Genomic DNA, 17409 nt, shown 5'->3' on the forward strand with positions numbered 1-17409 from the left:
CACCTTCGGCCTCTACGGCTGTGCACCCGGTGCACAGCCGAGCTGGTTCCAGGGTCGTGGACCGGGTCCACCACCACAGTCTCCGGTCTCGCGTCGGACGCGGGACCGTACGGCGGTGCACCGGGTGCACCACCGGAGACGGCGGCTATGCGCCCGGCGCAGACCCGGACGCTACGGCCCCGCACCGGGGGCGGGACCGGGGCTGACGCCACGGCGACCACGGTCCTGGATCGGGTCCGGGTCCGGTAGCCGCTCACTCATCCGTCCGCGGTCCGACGTCTCGGAGCGAGCGACTCGAGAATCTCTGCGGTCACGGGATTCACCTTCTCGTCCGGCTGGATGTAGTGGTCCTTGGTGATCTGGGACGACGTGTGCCCGAGCATTTCAGCGGCGAGGTCCGCTCCCCCGGCCCGGTCCAGCACGGTCGCGACCGTCCGGCGGAACGAGTGCGGCGTGACGCCCTCGATGCCTGCCTCCACCAAGACGGCCCGGAGGCGACGACGAACGTTGTTCGTCGTCAGCGGAGTGCCGTTGCGGCTGAAGAACAGGAGATGGTCAAAGTTGTCGGACGACGTGGCGGCCATTCGGTCGCGCAGGACCTCAGCCGCGAAGGACGGGACCGATACGGTCCGGCTGGACCTCGCGGTCTTGGGGTGCGCCTGCCGGTGCGTCGGCTTGCCGGTGGGCGAAACGATCGTGCCGCAGATCCGGACCGTCGCCGGCGACGTGGTCACATCGATGTCGCACCGACGGATGGCGAGCACCTCCCCGATCCGAGCGGAGGTCCCGAGCATCACGTCGATGATCTGCTCGAGCTGTCCGTCCGGCCTGGGCCCGGGAAGGCCGTCCGCCCGACGCCAGCCTTGCGCGGCCCAGCGAATGGCCTCGACCTGCTCTAGCGTCAGCGACATCGCCTGCGAGGGCGGCTTGCGCAGACGAGCAGTGTCGCGGACCGGGTTGGAGCGCATCGCGTCGTAGCGCACGGCCAGGCCAAAGGCCAGACTCATCACGGTCCGGGCCTGCTTCGCCATGCTGTAGCTCTTGGCTGTCGCGAGGGTCTTGATGAACTGGTCGACCTTGCGGACGGTGATCTCGCGCAGCGCGTAGTGCTCGAACACCGGCAGGACGAGCTGCCGCATGTTGCGCTCGTACAGCGAACGGGTGCTCGGTGCGAGCTTGCCGGTGACGTCGAGGTCATCGAGCCATACGTCGACCAAGACCCCGAATGTGCTGTCGCCGGATAGATCGAGGCTTCCGGCCGCGTAGCTGTCGCGCCGCGACAGCTTGTGCTTCAACGCTCGCTCGGCAGACTTGCGACTCCCGCCGGTCGCCTGGACCAGACGAAGTCGGCCGTCATCGTCACGGAAGCGGACGCGCGCCTTGACCTTGCCGTTCGGTGTGGGGAGGTAGGAGAAGTCCCCGAAGGTCCCGATGTCGGTCCGCGGACGACCCATCTCAGATCACCGCCGCTTCTGGTCGGGTCGCACCTCGCGCTGTGTCTCGATCCAGGCGAGCACGTCGCCCGTCGTGAACTTCACGTGGCGCCCGACCCGGATGCCACGCGGACCCTTGCCGTCGACGCGCCAGTCGTAGATGGTCGCGATCGGCACCCCGAGGTACTCCGCGAGATTCTCCATGCTCAGCAGCGGATCGAGCCCGGGGACTGTTCGCAGTTGTGTCGTCATGTCCCTGAGGTGCGCGGCGTTGTCCAAGTGGACCCGAGCAGTCCCGAAGCAGTCCATGCTCACGCGGACGCTGGTGCGCGGCAAGGGCCTTCGAATGGGCCAATCGGCCGAGTAAGTGATGACTTTGTGATGACGTAATCAAGTCTCAAATGCTTTCAGGCTCGGATCCCCAGGGGATCCGAGCCTGAATTTTGTAGCGGGGGCAGGATTTGAACCTGCGACCTCTGGGTTATGAGCCCAGCGAGCTACCGAGCTGCTCCACCCCGCGTCGGTGAAACCAACCTTACAGACCGGGGTCGGGCGGGCCAAATCGGGGTCAGGACGACGGGCTCGCACTCGGGCTCGAGGACGGGCTGGCCGTGTCGGACGGGGCGTCCGACGACGTGTCGGACGGGGTGGCCGGCATCTGCTGGGCGAGCTTGACCGCCTGGGCGACCAGGGCCTCGCCCTTCTCCACCAGGCGCGCCCACTTGACCGACTGGCCGTTGCGCTGGGCCTCGTCGGCGTCGCGGAAGGCCTGGTCGGCGGCGATCAGCTTCGCCCGGATCTGTTGGGCGAGACTGCCGGTGGGCTCGCCCCCGGTGCCGCTCCCGTTGCCGTCGCCGCCGGTGCCGCCGTTGCCGCCCGTGCCGCCCCCGACGTCGTCGACACCGATGGCGTCGGCGAGGGCGAGCGGCAGCGAGGTGCCGATGCCGACCTCGCCGTTGAAGGAGACCAGCACGTAGGCAAGGCTCGGGTAGCTCGCACTCGAGCCGGGGCGTACGGCGTACACGGGCTCGACGTAGATCAGGCCGTCGTCGATGGGCAGCGTCAGCAGGTTGCCGTAGATGACCTGGCCGCCACTCCGGTTGAACTGCGCGAGGCGGTCGGCGACGTTCGTGTCGGAGATGAAGTCGTTGGCGATCTGCCCGGGACCCTTGGCGCTCTGGTCGGTCAACTGCTGCACCTTGATCTTGCCGTAGTCCGGCGAGGTGGCGTCGGAGTCGACGGAGACGAACGCAGCCAGGTTGCTCTTGTTGTAAGGCACGAAGGTCGAGGTCAACGAGAAGACGCCCTGGTCGCCCTGCGGCTCGTCCACGAAGACGCGGTACGGCGGCTGCAGTCGACCCGAGGAGTTCGGGTCCTCCGGGACGGCCCAGCGGTTGTTGCCGCTGTACCAGCGCACCGGGTCGGTGACGTGGTAGCGGGCGTACTGGTAGCGCTGCACCTTGAACATGTCCTCCGGGTAGCGGATGTGGTCCATCAGCTGCTCGGGGATGTCCGACTTCGGCTGCACCGTGCCGGGGAACGCCTTCTCCCACGTCTTGAGGATCGGGTCGGTCTCGTCCCACTCGTAGAGGGTCACGGTGCCGTCGTACGCGTCGACCGTCGCCTTGACGGCGTTGCGCATGTAGTTGATCTCGTCGGTCGGGAGCGTCCGCAGCTGGGTCTCGGTCTGCAGCGAGTCGTCGGTCATCTTCTTGAACGACTCCCGCTCCGCGCCCGGGTAGTTGTTGGTGGTCGTGTAGCCGTCGAGCACCCACACGATCCTGCCGTCGACGACGGTCGGGTACGGGTCGCTGTCGACCGTCAGCCAGGGCGCGAACTTCTCCACGCGGGTCGCCGGGTCGCGGTTGTAGATGACCTCGCTGTTGCTGTTGACCCGTCCGGAGAGCAGGAAGTTCGGCTCGCCGAACTTCACGGCGTACATCAGCTGCCGGAAGGTGCTGCCGATCGGCACGCCGCCCTTGCCGTCGTACGTCGTGGTCTCGTCGGTCGCCGAGCCGCTGGCGTCGGAGGAGCCGAGGTCGAGCTCCACGCTCTTGGCGTCCTTGCTGGACTTGCCGACCACCGAGTAGTCCGGGCTGAGCTCACCGAAGTAGACCTGCTCGCGGAAGCCGCCCGTGGCCTTCGTCAGCGCGTCCTCCCCCGGGGCCTCGCCCTCGGCCCACTGGGTCTTGTCGTCGTCGCTGACCGACGGGACGAGGTTGGCCTCGCTGCGCTGGTTGGCGTACGCCGCGATGACGCCGGAGCCGTGCGTGTAGACGGTGTGCAGGTTGGACCAGTTGCGGTCGTTGGGGTCGATGCCGCTCTGGTCCAGCTCGCGGACGCCGAGCACCAGCGCCCGATCGGTGCCGTCGATCTTGTAGCGGTCGACGTCGAGGACGTCGGCGACGGAGTAGTAGGCCCGCTCCAGCTGGTTCTGCTTGAAGGTCTGGCGGACCAGCTTCGGGTCGACCAGCGGGATCGAGGAGGTCTTGGCGTCCAGGGCTGCCGCCGTCTCGCTGATCTTGGTGCTGGAGAACGGCTCGACCTCGACCTTGTCCTCGCCCACGTCGTACGCCGCGCGGGTGGCGTCGATGTTCTTCTGGATGTAGGGCGCCTGCTTGTCGGCCTCGGACGGCTTCACCTGGAACTGCTGCACGATGCCGGGCCAGATCAGGCCGAGCAGGATCGCCGAGACGGCGAGCAGCGCCAGACCGACCGACGGGAGCAGCCAGGTGCGTCGCCAGACGTTGACGAAGAAGAGGATCGCGCAGATGACGGCGATGCCGAGCAGGATGTTCTTGGCCGGCAGGATCGCGTTGTCGGCCGTGTAGTCCATGCCGGTGATCAGCGAGCCCGACTTGTGCACCAGGTCGAAGCGGTCGAGGTAGTAGTCGACGGCCTTGGCCAGCACGAAGAGGCCGAGCAGCACCGAGATCTGCACCTGGGCGGCGCCGGAGAGCCGGTCCCGCGTGGCCTGGAGGCGGATCCCGCCGTACAGGTAGTGCACGACGATCGCGGCGATCAGCGCGACGACCAGGACGGCCATCGTGAAGTCGACCAGGTAGTGCAGCCACGGCAGCGTGAAGACGTAGAACCCGATGTCCTTGTCGAACCACGGGTCGGTCTCGCCGAAGGGCACGCCGTTGCGCCACAGCAGGTAGTCGCGCCACTCCCCGATCGCCGAGCTGCCGGCGAAGGCGCCGAGCACGACCGGGATGCCGATCAGCAACCAGGTGCGGATCGGGGTGACGGCGTCGCGGTAGCGGTCGAGACCGTTCTGCTCGGGCGAGTTCGGCCGGAAGAACGGGCGGAACCGGTAGGCGAGGTAGATGTTCAGGCCGACGACGAAGCCCATCACCGCACCGAAGGCCAGGAAGAGCCCCGCCTTCGTCCAGAAGAGCGTGCTGAAGACGCCCGAGTAGCCGCCGTCCTGGTACCAGAGCCGGTCGGTGTAGAGCGACGCGACGGTGGACAGCCCGAGGAACGCGAGCACCAGCACCACCGCGGTGATGATCAGTGCGCGCGACCGCCGCGACCCGCGGGGCGGTGCCGCCTGGGGCTCCTCGTCGAACAGCTCACTCATGCGTGCGTCTCTTCCTCTTCCGGCCCTACTCGGGCTCGTCCTCGAGCGTCGCGATCAACAGCTCGAGCAGTCCGGGCACCAGGTCGGCGCCCCCGACCACGGACTGGTCGTCGTCATGGGCCTTCAGCCGCAGTGCGCAGTACGTCGCGCCCGCGCGGGTCGCCCCGGCCACGATGCGGACCTCCTGGCGGTCGGGGTGCTCGCGGGCGAACTCCTCGGCCGACTTCGGGTCGTCGGGGATCTGCTCGTCGGCGTCGGGCGGGAGCACCAGGCGCTCCACGACGGCCGCGCAGCCGGTCACGCCGGGGGGCCAGCTGATCGAGCCCAGCGCCTCCTCCAGCGTCCGGCCCGGGGCCAGCAGCTCCTGCTCGACCGGGGTGAGCGACCCCGCCGCCGACGAGTCGTCGAGACCCATCGCCGCGGCGAGCGCGGGCTCCTTGGCCACCAGCGCCGCGGTGTCGACCAGCGCGTAGAGCCGCGACGGCTGGTCCCACCCGTCGGCCGCGATGTGCTCCTCGATCTCGAGGACGGCCGCCGCCAGGGCAGGGTCCACGTCGGAGAAGCCGGGGAGCTCGGAGTCGTACTCGCTCATGCTGCCTCACTCATGCCGCGTCGTCCCCGCAGGTCGGGAGCGTGGCGTCGGGGTCGGCGACCCACTTCTCGATCGAGTCGATCGCGCTCTCGGTGGTGGGTGCCTCGACGAGCCGCATGTCGCCGTTCGCGGCGCCGACGGCCTCGTCGCAGTTGTCCGGCGGGACCAGGAAGAGCTCGGCGCCCGCGTCGCGCGCGCCGACGATCTTCTGCTGGATGCCGCCGATCGGGCCGACGTTGCCCCCGGCGTCGATGGTGCCGGTGCCGGCGATGGTGCGACCGTCGGTCAGCGAGCCCTTGGTCAGGGTGTCGTAGATGCCGAGGCTGAACATCAGACCTGCGCTCGGGCCGCCGATCGAGGGGTCGATCGCGATCGTCACGTCGACCGGGAAGTCGGTGGTCTTGGTGCCGATCTGGACGCCGACCTGGGGCTTGCCGTCGACCTCGCGCGGCGTCACCTCCACCGGCACGGTCTTGCCCTTGCGGCGTACCTCGAACGTGACCGGTTCCCCCGCGTCGGCCGAGGTCACGGCGGACACCACGTCGTCGGCGTCGAGCGTCTTGGTGCCGTCGACAGTGAGGATCACGTCGCCGCTCTGCAGCCTGCCGTCCGCGGGCGACCCCTTCTCGACCTCGGAGACGACGGCCTCGGTCACGTCGTAGCCCAGCTGGGTCAGCGCGGCGGCGGTCGCGGCGTCCTGGGACGAGGTCATCTCCTGCTGACCCTCCTGCTTGTCCTTCTCGACGGTGCCGCCGGGCGGGTAGATCGCCGACTTGGGGTAGACGGCGTTCGAGCGGCTGATCCAGTCGTGCATCAGCTCGAAGAGGTGGTTGTGGGCGTCGCGCTGCGAGACGTAGACGGTGGTCATCCGCAGCTGGCCGTCGTCGGCGTAGGTCGGCTTGCCCTCGATCTGGATGATCGCCTTGCCCTCGTCGTTGTCGCCGAGGACGTTGACGGTCAGTCCGGGGCTGTAGGTCACGTAGGGCAGCGACTCGAACGCGGCGGCCACCCAGAGGGCGAGCAGCAGCGGCACGGCCAGGAGGCCGGCAAGGGTCCGCTGCGTCATGGCGCCAAGACTGTCAGACCCACCCAACGCGCGCGCGGGAGGTCAGGACGCCCGGCGCGACGGCCGCACCGCGATGCCCGTGCTGCGGTCGTCCTCGGGCTGCGGAGCCGCGTAGCCGGGGGCCGGCCGGCGGCGACGGCGCCGGTCACCGTCGAGGGCGTCCGCAAGCCGGCGTACGGCGACGTCGCGGTCGACCTCGCCACGGCCCTCGCGGCCGAGCCAGGCGACCCAGAGCATGGCCACGACGGCCACCACGACCGACGGCACCAGCCAGAGCAGGATCTCCACGGGTCGAGGCTAGGCACTGCGGTGCTCCGCGGCGGGGAGGCTCGCCACTAAGGCGTCCCCACCCATTCCTCGGTGCCGTCGCCGAAGCGCTGGTGCTTCCAGATCGGCACCTCCGCCTTGAGGGTGTCGATCAGCGCGCGCGACGCGGCGAACGCCTCCCCGCGGTGGGCCGACGCCGTCGCGACGACGACGGCGATGTCGCCGATGTCGAGGCTCCCGACCCGGTGCACGGCGGCGAGCCCCTGCACGTCGTACTCCTCCGCGATCCGCGCGCAGACGTCGTGCAACCGCTCGAGCGCCGTGGGGTGGGCCGTGTAGTCGAGCCCGACCACGCCCTTGCCGTGGTCGTGGTCGCGGACCCGCCCGACGAAGAGGGTCAGCCCGCCGGATGCGTCGTCGTCGAGGGCATCGAGCACCTCGGTGACGTCGAGGGGCTCCTCGCGCAGGTCGACGAGACGGATGGCGGACACGGGCAGACAGTATCCGCGTACCGTGGTGGCATGAACGACAAGCCCGCCGACAACCCCGATGACGGCGCGAACAACCCCTTCAAGGGCACGCCGTTCGAGCAGCTCTTCGGCGCGGCCACCGGCGGTGGCGCGATGCCCGACCTGAGCCAGCTCTTCGGCCAGCTCCAGAACCTCCTGCAGCCCCACGACGGCCCCGTGAACTGGGAGTTCGCGCTCGACCTGGCCCGCAAGACCGTCGCGCAGTCGCCGGACCCCACGCCGAGCCAGCGCCAGCGCGACGCGGTCGCCGACGCGCTGCGCCTCGCCGACCACTGGCTGGACGAGACCACCGCGTTCCCGTCCGGCGTCACGGCCCCGGCCGCCTGGAGCCGCGCCGAGTGGGTCGTCGGCACCACCGAGGTCTGGAAGGTGCTGGTCGAGCCGATCGCGGAGTCGTCCGTGCAGGCGCTCGGCGGCGCCCTGCCGCCCGAGACCCGGGAGATGTCCGGCCCGCTGCTCGGCATCCTCGGCAAGGCCGTCGGTGGGATGCTCGCCGGCCAGATCGGCTCCGGCCTGGGCGCGCTCGCCTCCGAGGTCCTCAGCGTCTCCGACATCGGGCTGCCGCTCGCCGCGCCCGGCCGTGCGGCGATCGTGACCGCCAACCTCGACGCCTTCGCGGCCGACCTCGACGTCAGCGCCGACGACGTGCTGCTGTACGTCGCGCTCCGCGAGGCCGCCCACCAGCGGCTGTTCGCCCACGTGCCGTGGCTGGGCGACTACCTGATCGGCGCCGTCACCGACTACGCCCGCGGCATCGAGATCAACGCCGAGGGCATCCAGTCGCGCATCGAGGAGCAGATGCGGGGCATCGACCCGCAGAACCCCGAGTCCATGCAGGAGCTGCTGGACGGCGGGATGTTCGAGCTCGAGCGCTCCCCCGCCCAGGAGGCCGCGCTGCAGCGGCTCGAGGTCGCCCTCGCCCTGGTCGAGGGCTGGGTCGACGACGTCGTCGGCCAGGCGACCGCCGAGCGGATGCCGACCGCTGCCAAGCTGCAGGAGACCTTCCGCCGGCGCCGTGCCGCCGGCGGTCCGGCGGAGCAGACCTTCGCGACCCTGGTCGGCCTCGAGCTGCGCCCGCGCCGGCTGCGCGACGCCTCCACCCTGTGGGGCTCGCTGCGCACCCGCCAGGGCACCGAGGCCCGCGACGGCGTGTGGATGCACCCCGACCTGCTACCGACGCCGGCCGACCTCGACGACCCGCTCGGCTTCCGTGAGGACGCCTCGGCACCGGACGCGCTCAGCGACGAGGACTTCGACGCCGAGTTGAAGAAGCTCCTCGACAAGCCCGAGGAGTGAGCCTCCACGCCGACGCGCTCGCGGTCCTGACCGGCTGGCGGGCGCCGGACGCCGCCCAGGAGGCGCTGCGAGAGCGGTACGTCGCGCACCTGCAGGCGCACCCGGACGGCCTGACCCGTGAGTGCCGTCCCGACCACGTGACCGCGAGCACGGTGGTGCTCAGCCCCGACCGCACCGAGGTGCTGCTGACCCTGCACGCCAAGGCGCAGCGGTGGTTCCAGCTCGGCGGCCACTGCGAGCCGGAGGACGAGACGCTGGCGGGCGCCGCGCTGCGCGAGGCCACCGAGGAGTCCGGGCTGACCGGCCTGCGGCTCGACCCGGTGCCGGTCCAGCTCAGCGAGCACGCCGTACCGTTCTGCGGCCCGACCCGGGACGTGCACCACCTCGACGTACGGTTCGTCGCGGTCGCGCCGGCCGGCGTCGCCCACGCGGTGAGCGAGGAGTCGCTCGACGTCCGCTGGTGGCCCGCCGACGCGCTGCCCGACCCGCAGCCCGACCTCGTCGACCTGGTCGCACTCGCTCGACTGAGGAGCTAGTCGACCTCGTCGTGGTCGACCGGCGGCGGGTCCAGCCGGGCCGCGGCCGACCAGCCAGCCAAGTAGCCCTTCGCCCGCTCGGCCTGCGGGTAGCGGTCCACCCAGCCCCAGAACCGCGAGTTGTGGCTGGCCTCGAAGAGGTGCGCGAGCTCGTGCATCAGCACGTAGTCGATGACCCAGGACGGCATCCCCTGGAGTCGCGCCGAGAGCCGGATGGAGCGGTCGCCGGGGGTGCAGGAACCCCACCGGGCCTCCTGGTTCTCCACCCAGCGCACCGACTCCGGGAGCGCCAGGCCGCCGAGGTAGCGGTCGCTGAGCGCCTTGGCCCGCTTCATCAGGTCCTCGTCGCTGGGCTTGCGCCTGCGCTCGGACCGCTCGAGGCGCGCGATCATCGTCTCGACCCACTCCGCCTCCTCCTTGCGGGAGAGCGAGGCGGGGATCAGCACGACCACGCGGTCGCCGTCGCGGTAGGCGGAGACCGTACGGCGGCGCCGCTTCGAGCGGCGTACCTCCACCTCGGGCCGGGTCGTCATGACCTGAAACTAGCCGTTCGCCCAGGTCAGCAGGCGCTCCCGCGACCACGTGTTGACGATCCGGTCGGCGTCGATCCCGGCCTCCTCGGCCCGTTCGCAGCCGTAGACCTGGAAGTCGAGCTGCCCGGGAGCGTGGGCGTCGCTGTCGATCGAGACGAGGCAGCCGAGGTCGCGGGCCAGCTCGAGGAGGCGCGTCGGCGGGTCGCGACGCTCGGGGCGCGAGTTGATCTCGACGGCGGTGTTGCTCTCGACGCAGGCCTCGAAGACCGCCTTCGCGTCGAACTGGGACTCGGCGCGGGTCCCGCGGTTGCCCATCACCATCCGGCCGGTGCAGTGCCCGAGCACGTTGGTGCGCGGGTTGCGCACCGCTCCGATCATCCGCCTGGTCATCGCCGCCGGGTCCATCTTCAGCTTGGAGTGCACGCTCGCGACCCGGACGTCGAGCCGGGCGAGCAGCTCGTCGTCCTGGTCGAGCGAGCCGTCGTCGAGGATGTCGACCTCGATGCCCTTCAGCAGCGTGAAGCCACCGTCGGCCCGGCCGCCCAGGTGCTCGTTGACCGCGTCCACCACCCCGAGCTGCCGGGTGAGCCGCTCGGGGCTCAGCCCGTGGGCGACCGTCAGCCTCGGCGAGTGGTCGGTGAGCACCAGGTAGTCGTGGCCGAGCTCGATGGCGGTGAAGGCCATCTCCTCGATCGGGGAGCCGCCGTCGGACCAGTCCGAGTGGGAGTGCAGGTCGCCGCGCAGCGCGGCCCGCAGCTCCGCGCCGCCAGGTGTGAGTGGGCCGCCGTGGTCGCGCTCGAGGGCCGCGAGCCGCTCGGGCAGCTCGCCCCGCACGGCCTGCTCGATCACCTTCGCCGAGCTCGCCCCGACCCCTGACAGCTGCGTGAGGGTCCCCTCCTCCACGGCGCGGGCCACCTCGTCGGCCGGCATCGGCAGGAGGGTGGCGGCCGCGCCGCGGAACGCCTTCACCTTGTAGGTGTCCTCCCGGGCCCGCTCCAGCAGGAACGCGATCCGGCGCAGCGCCGCCACCGGTCCCCCGTCGTAGCTCCCGTCGTGCGACACGCCGTGCCCTCCCGATATCCGTCCCGAGTTTCTTTCCTCCACACCCGGTGGAGAGCCATTGTCGCTGGTCAGCGCCGCGCGGCGGCCGTGACGTGGCGGTTCGTCCACAGCCGTGTCCCGGCGACAGGCCGCGTCCTCCACCGGCAGAGCCGGTCTTCCACAGGTTTGTCCACAACGTTGTCCACAGGCTGGGGCCACGCCGCGTTGACCGGCGCTCCGCCCTGCTCCTAGCGTCGTCCCCAGATGAGGCCTCCGGGTCGCCGAAGGACACTCGCAAGGGGAAGGCAAGTGTCCGGCTGGCGGCGCGGGGGCCTCTTCTTCATGCCCCGCCGGGGCCGGTCAGTGCCCCGTGAAGGCCGGAGCCCGCTTCTCCTGCGCCGCCCGGATCCCCTCCTGGAGGTCCACGGTCGCGAGCGTGATCGGCTGCGCCATCGCCTCCCACTGCAGGCAGGCCTCGACGTCCGCGTGGCCGCCGTCGCGCAGCGCGAGCTTCGTGAGCCGGCTCGCGATCGGCGCCGTCGCGGCGATCCCCGCGGCCGTGTCCAGCACGCCCTCGAGGAACGTCGCCGGCTCGTCCACCCGCGAGACCATCCCGAGCCGCAGCGCCTCGTCGGCCTCCACGACCCGCCCGGTGAGCAGCAGGTCGCGGGCGTGCGCCTCGCCCACCACGTTGGGCAGCAGGTAGGTCGCCGCCATGCCGGGGTGCATGCCGAGCTTCACGAACGGCGCGCCGAGCTTCGCGCCGGCCGCGGCGTACCGCAGGTCGCAGGCGAGCGCCAGGCACAGGCCGGCGCCGATCGCCGCGCCGTTGACGGCCGCGATCGTCGGGACCTCGAGGCGGCGGATCGACAGCCAGGCCCGGTAGAACGCGATCATCCGGGTGCGCAGGTGGTCGACCGACGCGTCGGGCTCGCTGGCGATCCAGGAGGTGTTGCCACCGGAGCAGAACGCCGAACCCTCGCCGGTCACCACGACCGCGCGCACCGACCGGTCGGCGGCCAGCTCGTCGACCGCGGCGACCCACGAGGAGGTCATCTCGTCGGACATCGCGTTGCGCTGGTCGGGGTTGTCGAGGGTGAGCAGGGCGACGCCGTCGCGGGGCCGCTCGAGGCGCAGGTGGCTGAGGCTCAGGGAGTCGTGGGACATGCGCTCAAGGTACCCATCGGGCTCCCGCGGCGCCGTGAGGGAAATCGCGCTCATCCACGGCGCGCCGAGGGCCTCCTGCACGCTCAGCCCCGCGTGTCGTAGGGTCTGAGACGGTTCGGCGGCACCCCGCTGGACTCCGACGGGTCTTCCCCTTCATCCCCGTCGCGACGACCGTGAAATGAATACAAGCAAGGAGGCCGTCATGGCGGAGACCTGGAGCGGCGAGTTCTACTGCGTGAAGTGCAAGGAGAAGCGCGAGGCCGAGGGCGAGATTCGCGTGAACGACAAGGGCACCAAGATGGCCAAGGGCGTCTGCCCCGTTTGCGGCACGAACCTCAACCGGATCCTCGGCAAGGCCTGACGCACGAGCGCTCAGCCCCACGAGTTCCACAGCGGCGCCGCCCCTCCCGGGGCGGCGCCGCTGTCGTCTTTCGGCGAACCTCCCTGTGGACAGCCGTCCGAGGCCCCGGATCCGGGGTAGGGAGCCGGCATGGACCTCCTGCGCCCCGGCCTCCACGTCGTACGCCGCGACGACCGCCACCTGCAGATCGGCCTGGATCCGCCGTGGCGGGTGGTCGTGCCGGACGACCCGGACGTGCAGGCCGTGCTGGACGACCTCGTGGCGGGACGCGCGCCCTCCCCCGCCACCCACGCGGGGCACCGGGCGCTCCGCGACCTGCGCGCCGCCGGCATGCTCGGTCCAGCCGTGGCCCCGCTGCCGACGGCCGCGGTGGCCGTGGTCGGCGACGCGCGACCGACCGGCGAGGTGGTCCGGCTGCTGCGGGCGGCCGACGTCTCCCCGGCGCCCCTCGAGGAGGCGGACCTGGCGGTCGTCGTCTCCTCCGGGGAGCCGCCCCGCGATTTGGTCGACGACCGGGTGCGCGCGGGGCAGGCGCACCTGGTGGTCGGCGCCGGCCCGCGGGGCTTCCGGGTCGGACCGTTCATCGAGCCCGGCGCCACGGCCTGCCTGCGCTGCGTGGACGCCCACCTCGCCGAGCGCGATCCTCGGCGCGGCGTCGTCGTCGAGCAGCTGGCCGGCCGCGCGGCGGCGCCCGACGACGCCCTGCTCGAGGCTCTCGCCCTGACCTGGGCGGTCCGCGACGTGCTGCGCTACCTGACCGGCGCGGTCCCGTCGACCTGGTCGGCGACGGTCCGGCTCGACCTCGACCTGGACCCCGACCGGCGCGAGTGGTCCCGGCACCCGCACTGCGGCTGCGCGTGGGACGCGCTCGGCGCAACTGACCGGGCGGTAAGTGGCGAGTAGGCTGCGCCGCATGACGACTTCCGGACCCACTCGTCCTCGCGCCCCCCGGGTCTCGGCGGAGCAGCGTCGCGGGGAGATCCTGGTCGCCGCGGTCGACGTGTTCGGCGGGCGAGGCTTCCACAAGGCCTCCCTGGGCGAGATCGCCGAGCGGGTCGGCATCACCCACCAGGGGATCCTGCACCACTTCGGCTCCAAGGAGCAGCTGTTCGTCGAGGCCCTCGCCCACCGCGAGCGGCTGGACGTCGCCGGCTTCGAGAACCACGAGCCGCCGCGCGGTCCCGACCTGCTGCGCCACCTCGTGCACACCGCGGTCGTCAACACCGGCCGGATCGGCCTGGTCCAGGCGTACGTCGTCCTCTCGGCCGAGTCGGTGACCGAGGGCCACCCCGCCCAGGCGTCCTTCCGGGATCGCTTCGCCGTGCTCCGGGGACTGATCGTCGCGGCCCTGGAGGCATCCCTGCCCTCGGAGCAGCACCCGCCGCCCGAGGAGGTCGAGTCCGCAGCCAGCGCGATCATCGCGGTGATGGACGGGCTCCAGGTGCAGTGGCTGCTGGCGCCCGACGAGATCCGGATGCCGGCCACCGTCGCGCTCGTCATCGACGCGATCCTCGAGCGCTGGGGAAGCACCGAGCGCACCGTCGCCGCCGCCGTCTGAGCGGCGGCGGTCTCGGCAGGTAACAATTTCGCCGTCACTACTTACTTACCTGTCAGCAAGTGTGCTTAGATCGCCCCGGCCACCCGCTGTGACTGCCATCACAAGCCCGTCGCAGTACGGCCGCCCACCACGTGGATCCGTATCTCGACATCGCACCCGGCCTCGGCCGGACAGGGAAGGGACAGCCAGATGCGCACAGCTCGTAGGCGCCGCACCGGGGCGGCAGCCGCCCTCGTCTCGGCGGCACTGCTGCTCACCGCCGCATGCGGCAGCAGCGACTCCGACGGGAGCGGCACGTCCGCCGACTCCGGCTCCTGCAAGCCCGCCGGGAAGAAGGTCACGCTGACCTTCACCTCGTGGGTCCCCGGCATGCAGGAGACGGTCGACCTCTGGAACAAGGAGAACCCGGACATCCAGGTCGACTACAAGGAGGTCGTCGGCGGCAACCAGGGCACCTACCAGGCGTACTCGAACCAGATCAAGGCCGGCAAGACGCCCGACATCGGCATGATCGAGTTCGACAACCTCCCGTCGTTCCGGCTCCAGGACGGCCTCACCAACGTCGGCGGCTGCGAGCCGGTCCAGGAGGCGAAGAGCAAGTACGTCTCGTGGGCGATCGACCAGACCGGCTTCGGTGAGAAGGACGCCGTCTACGGCATCCCGATGGACATCGGCCCGATGGCGCTCTACTACCGCAAGGACCTCTTCGACCAGGCCGGCATCCCGGTGCCGACGACGTGGGACGAGTACTACGAGGCTGCGAAGAAGATCGCGGCCAAGGGCGCCACGATCGGGGACTTCCCGCCCGACCAGCCCGCCTGGTTCACCTCGCTGGCCTGGCAGAACGGCGCGAAGTGGTTCTCGGTCGACGACGACAAGTGGACCGTCTCGCTCGACGACGACGCCACCAAGCAGGTCGCCGACTACTGGCAGAAGCTGATCGACGAGAAGCTCGTCGACAGCGTCCCCGGCCTCGGTGACCCGCAGTGGAAGGCCCTGGACTCCGGCAAGGAGTGGTCGATCATCGGCGCCGCCTGGACCACCAAGCTGCTCGAGAGCTCGGCGCCCAAGACCGCCGGCAAGTGGGCCGTCGCACCCATGCCGCAGTGGACCGCCGGCGACAACACCGCCGGCAACTGGGGTGGCTCGACCGCCGTCGTCTTCAAGAACTCGAAGTACCCCTACGAGGCCTCGAAGTTCGCGACCTGGGCGTTCAGCAACCTGGACGCACTGACGCTCAACAACAAGAACGGCGGCCAGTACCCGGCCACCACCGAGGGCCAGGAGCAGCTGCCGGCGCTCACCGAGGGCCTGCCCTACTACGGCGACCAGAAGGTGTGGGAGGTCTTCGCCCAGGCATCGGCCGGGGTGGACCCGAGCTTCCAGTGGGGTCCGACGATGACCGACACGTACGCCGCGCTCGCCGACGGTCTCGGCAAGGCCGTCAACGGGCAGGGGACCCTCGACGAGGCGCTCACGTCCGCGCAGGACAAGACCGTCGAGACGATGAAGTCGCAGTCGCTCACGGTCGCGGACTGAACCGCACCACCCCGCACGTGCGGCCGGCCGGCCGTCGACCTCTCCCGGCCGGCCGCACGCACCACCCGCCACCGAGGACCTGGAGGACACCGACCCGATGACGGCACTGCCCCCGACGACGACGGTCCCGAAGAAGGTCCGACCCGCGGCGCGTCCCTCCGGCGGCCGACGGCACCGACGAGCCGCGATCGGCTTCCTGGCGCCGTTCCTGGTCTCGTTCGCACTGTTCTACGTGCTGCCGATCGCGTACGCCGTCTACCAGTCCTTCTTCAAGGTCGAGCGCCAGGGCACGTTCGGCGTCGCCCACGACGTCTGGGGCGGGCTCAGCCAGTACTCCGAGGTCTTCTCCGACGCGGAGTTCTGGCACAGCCTGGTCCGGGTCGGCCAGTTCTTCCTGATCTCGATCCCGATCCAGCTGGGCCTCGCGCTGCTCTTCGCACTGCTCCTCGACTCGCCCGTCCTGCGCGCACACCGCTTCTTCCGGCTGGCCCTCTTCGCGCCGTACGCCGTGCCCGGCGTGATCGCCGCGCTGATGTGGGGGTTCCTCTTCTCCCCCGGCACCACGCCGATCCCGGCCTTCGCCGACCGCTTCGACCTGCTCGGGCCGGACCTGGTGATGTTCTCGATCGCCAGCGTCGTCAACTGGATCTACACCGGCTACAACATGCTGATCATCTACTCCGCCCTCAAGGCGATCCCCGCGGAGGTGATCGAGGCGGCGACCGTCGACGGTGCCGGGCAGGTGCGGATCGCCTGGTCCATCAAGATCCCGCACGTCACACCGGCGCTGGTCCTCACCGGCGTCTTCTCGATCATCGGCACCCTCCAGCTCTTCAACGAGCCACAGATCTTCCGCACCATCTCGAGCGCCGTGAGCAGTACCTACACGCCGAACATGGTCGTCTACGCGACGTCGAGCATCCCCAACTACCACCTGGCGGCGGCCTACTCGGTGGTGCTCGCGCTGATCACCTGCGCGCTGTCCTTCACGTTCCTCAAGGTCACCCAGAAGCGAGCCTTCCAGTGAGCACCCTCGAGAGGACCCGGTTCCGCGACCGCCCGGTCCCGGTGCTGGCGGCGACGCTCTTCATGGTCGTGTGCACGGCGTACTTCCTGCTGCCGCTGTGGTGGATGGTGGTCGCCTCCAGCACCACCCGCGGCGGCCTCACCGACACCAGCCTGTGGTTCCACGGCGAGTTCGAGCTGTGGACCAACATCAGGAACGTCGTCACCTACCAGGACCACGTCTACGTCCGGTGGATCCTCAACAGCATCGTCTACGCGACCGCCGGGGCCACGATCGGCACCCTGTTCGCCGCCATGGCCGGCTACGGCCTGGCGAAGTACGTCTTCCCGGGGCGCGAGGTCGTCTTCAACGTGATCCTCGCCGGGGTCCTGGTGCCGGCGACGGCCCTCGCGCTGCCGCTCTTCCTGCTCTTCAGCAAGCTCGACCTGACCGACACGTTCTGGGCGGTGCTGCTGCCGAGCATCGTGTCGCCCTTCGGCGTCTACCTGGCGCGCATCTACGCCGCCGCGTCGGTGCCCGACGAGCTGCTCGAGTCGGCCCGGCTCGACGGCGCCGGGGAGTTCCGGGCGTTCTTCACGATCTCCTCCCGGCTGATGGCGCCCGCGCTGGTCACGATCTTCCTCTTCCAGTTCGTCACCATCTGGAACAACTACCTGCTGCCGCTGGTGATGCTCCAGAACACCAAGCTCTACCCGGTCACGCTCGGGCTGGCGACCTGGAACAGCCAGAAGGCGATCGCCGGCAACCTCCAGCTGTACGTCGTCGTCGGCGCGCTGCTGTCGATCATCCCGCTGATGATCGCGTTCCTGGCCCTGCAGCGCTTCTGGCAGAGCGGCCTCAGCGAGGGCGGCGTGAAGTCCTAGTAGCCCCTGCTCCCCCA

Annotated in this window: 18 protein-coding genes and 1 tRNA gene; 8 read left to right on the forward strand and 11 right to left on the reverse strand. The window is 70.5% G+C overall.

What is annotated here, in order from left to right; all coding sequences use genetic code 11:
- Nucleotides 1-257 precede the first annotated feature (257 nt).
- From ASC77_RS22125 to ASC77_RS22160, 8 genes are all read right to left on the reverse strand, one after another.
- Complete coding sequence (locus ASC77_RS22125; protein ID WP_056158096.1) at nucleotides 258-1454, reverse strand: tyrosine-type recombinase/integrase; 1197 nt, start codon at nucleotides 1452-1454, stop codon at nucleotides 258-260.
- Between the two features lie 6 nt (nucleotides 1455-1460).
- Nucleotides 1461-1637 (reverse strand): helix-turn-helix transcriptional regulator, encoded by a 177-nt coding sequence (locus tag ASC77_RS22130; protein WP_200945104.1) that lies wholly within the window; start codon nucleotides 1635-1637, stop codon nucleotides 1461-1463.
- A 242-nt stretch (nucleotides 1638-1879) separates the two neighbouring features.
- Nucleotides 1880-1953 (reverse strand) — tRNA-Met (locus tag ASC77_RS22135).
- Between the two features lie 48 nt (nucleotides 1954-2001).
- A complete protein-coding gene (locus tag ASC77_RS22140; RefSeq protein WP_056158097.1) occupies nucleotides 2002-5016 on the reverse strand; it encodes a UPF0182 family protein in 3015 nt (1004 codons plus the stop codon).
- 25 nt (nucleotides 5017-5041) lie between these two features.
- Nucleotides 5042-5608 carry a PPA1309 family protein gene (locus ASC77_RS22145; protein WP_056158099.1) on the reverse strand — a complete coding sequence of 189 codons (567 nt, stop codon included), beginning with the start codon at nucleotides 5606-5608 and terminating at the stop codon, nucleotides 5042-5044.
- Between the two features lie 10 nt (nucleotides 5609-5618).
- Entirely contained in the window at nucleotides 5619-6674 is a 1056-nt protein-coding gene (locus ASC77_RS22150) for a PDZ domain-containing protein (RefSeq protein ID WP_056158101.1), read from the reverse strand.
- A 42-nt stretch (nucleotides 6675-6716) separates the two neighbouring features.
- Entirely contained in the window at nucleotides 6717-6962 is a 246-nt protein-coding gene (locus ASC77_RS22155) for a hypothetical protein (protein WP_056158105.1), read from the reverse strand.
- A 47-nt stretch (nucleotides 6963-7009) separates the two neighbouring features.
- Nucleotides 7010-7432, reverse strand: a complete 423-nt coding sequence (locus ASC77_RS22160; RefSeq protein ID WP_056158107.1) for a molybdenum cofactor biosynthesis protein MoaE — start codon at nucleotides 7430-7432, stop codon at nucleotides 7010-7012.
- Nucleotides 7433-7462: 30 nt separating this feature from the next.
- Between ASC77_RS22160 and ASC77_RS22165 the strand changes: the two genes are divergently transcribed.
- Complete coding sequence (locus ASC77_RS22165) at nucleotides 7463-8767, forward strand: zinc-dependent metalloprotease (protein WP_056158110.1); 1305 nt, start codon at nucleotides 7463-7465, stop codon at nucleotides 8765-8767.
- On the forward strand, nucleotides 8764-9303 hold the full coding sequence (locus ASC77_RS22170) for an NUDIX hydrolase (protein WP_056158113.1): 540 nt from the start codon (nucleotides 8764-8766) through the stop codon (nucleotides 9301-9303). Before ASC77_RS22165 ends, ASC77_RS22170 begins: the two co-directional genes overlap by 4 nt.
- On the opposite strand, the gene ASC77_RS22175 is transcribed toward ASC77_RS22170, so the two are convergent.
- The 3 genes from ASC77_RS22175 to ASC77_RS22185 form a co-directional block, all read right to left on the reverse strand.
- Nucleotides 9300-9836, reverse strand: a complete 537-nt coding sequence (locus ASC77_RS22175) for a M48 family metallopeptidase (protein ID WP_056158117.1) — start codon at nucleotides 9834-9836, stop codon at nucleotides 9300-9302. The two genes, ASC77_RS22170 and ASC77_RS22175, sit on opposite strands and share 4 nt — an antisense overlap.
- Nucleotides 9837-9845: 9 nt before the next feature.
- Nucleotides 9846-10898, reverse strand: a complete 1053-nt coding sequence (locus tag ASC77_RS22180; protein ID WP_056158121.1) for a PHP domain-containing protein — start codon at nucleotides 10896-10898, stop codon at nucleotides 9846-9848.
- Between the two features lie 339 nt (nucleotides 10899-11237).
- A complete protein-coding gene (locus ASC77_RS22185; protein WP_056158124.1) occupies nucleotides 11238-12044 on the reverse strand; it encodes an enoyl-CoA hydratase/isomerase family protein in 807 nt (268 codons plus the stop codon).
- A 202-nt stretch (nucleotides 12045-12246) separates the two neighbouring features.
- On the opposite strand from ASC77_RS22185, the gene ASC77_RS27315 reads away from it, so the two are divergent.
- The 6 genes from ASC77_RS27315 (at nucleotide 12247) to ASC77_RS22210 (ending at nucleotide 17392) form a co-directional block, all read left to right on the forward strand.
- Nucleotides 12247-12405, forward strand: coding sequence for a DUF5679 domain-containing protein (locus ASC77_RS27315; RefSeq protein ID WP_165356914.1), 159 nt, complete (start codon nucleotides 12247-12249; stop codon nucleotides 12403-12405).
- 129 nt (nucleotides 12406-12534) lie between these two features.
- Nucleotides 12535-13308: a hypothetical protein gene (locus tag ASC77_RS22190; RefSeq protein ID WP_056158126.1), complete on the forward strand. Its 774-nt coding sequence runs from the start codon at nucleotides 12535-12537 to the stop codon at nucleotides 13306-13308.
- Nucleotides 13309-13318: 10 nt separating this feature from the next.
- Nucleotides 13319-13963, forward strand: a complete 645-nt coding sequence (locus tag ASC77_RS22195; protein WP_056158133.1) for a TetR/AcrR family transcriptional regulator — start codon at nucleotides 13319-13321, stop codon at nucleotides 13961-13963.
- 189 nt (nucleotides 13964-14152) lie between these two features.
- A complete protein-coding gene (locus tag ASC77_RS22200; protein WP_056158136.1) occupies nucleotides 14153-15502 on the forward strand; it encodes an ABC transporter substrate-binding protein in 1350 nt (449 codons plus the stop codon).
- Between the two features lie 97 nt (nucleotides 15503-15599).
- Nucleotides 15600-16529 (forward strand): carbohydrate ABC transporter permease, encoded by a 930-nt coding sequence (locus tag ASC77_RS22205; protein WP_056158139.1) that lies wholly within the window; start codon nucleotides 15600-15602, stop codon nucleotides 16527-16529.
- The gene (locus tag ASC77_RS22210; protein WP_235547730.1) at nucleotides 16526-17392 is read left to right on the forward strand and encodes a carbohydrate ABC transporter permease; all 867 of its coding nucleotides are present in this window, start codon (nucleotides 16526-16528) and stop codon (nucleotides 17390-17392) included. Before ASC77_RS22205 ends, ASC77_RS22210 begins: the two co-directional genes overlap by 4 nt.
- Nucleotides 17393-17409 lie beyond the last annotated feature (17 nt).

It is taken from the genome of Nocardioides sp. Root1257 (assembly GCF_001425175.1).
In the GTDB taxonomy this organism is placed as follows: Bacteria; Actinomycetota; Actinomycetes; order Propionibacteriales; family Nocardioidaceae; genus Nocardioides.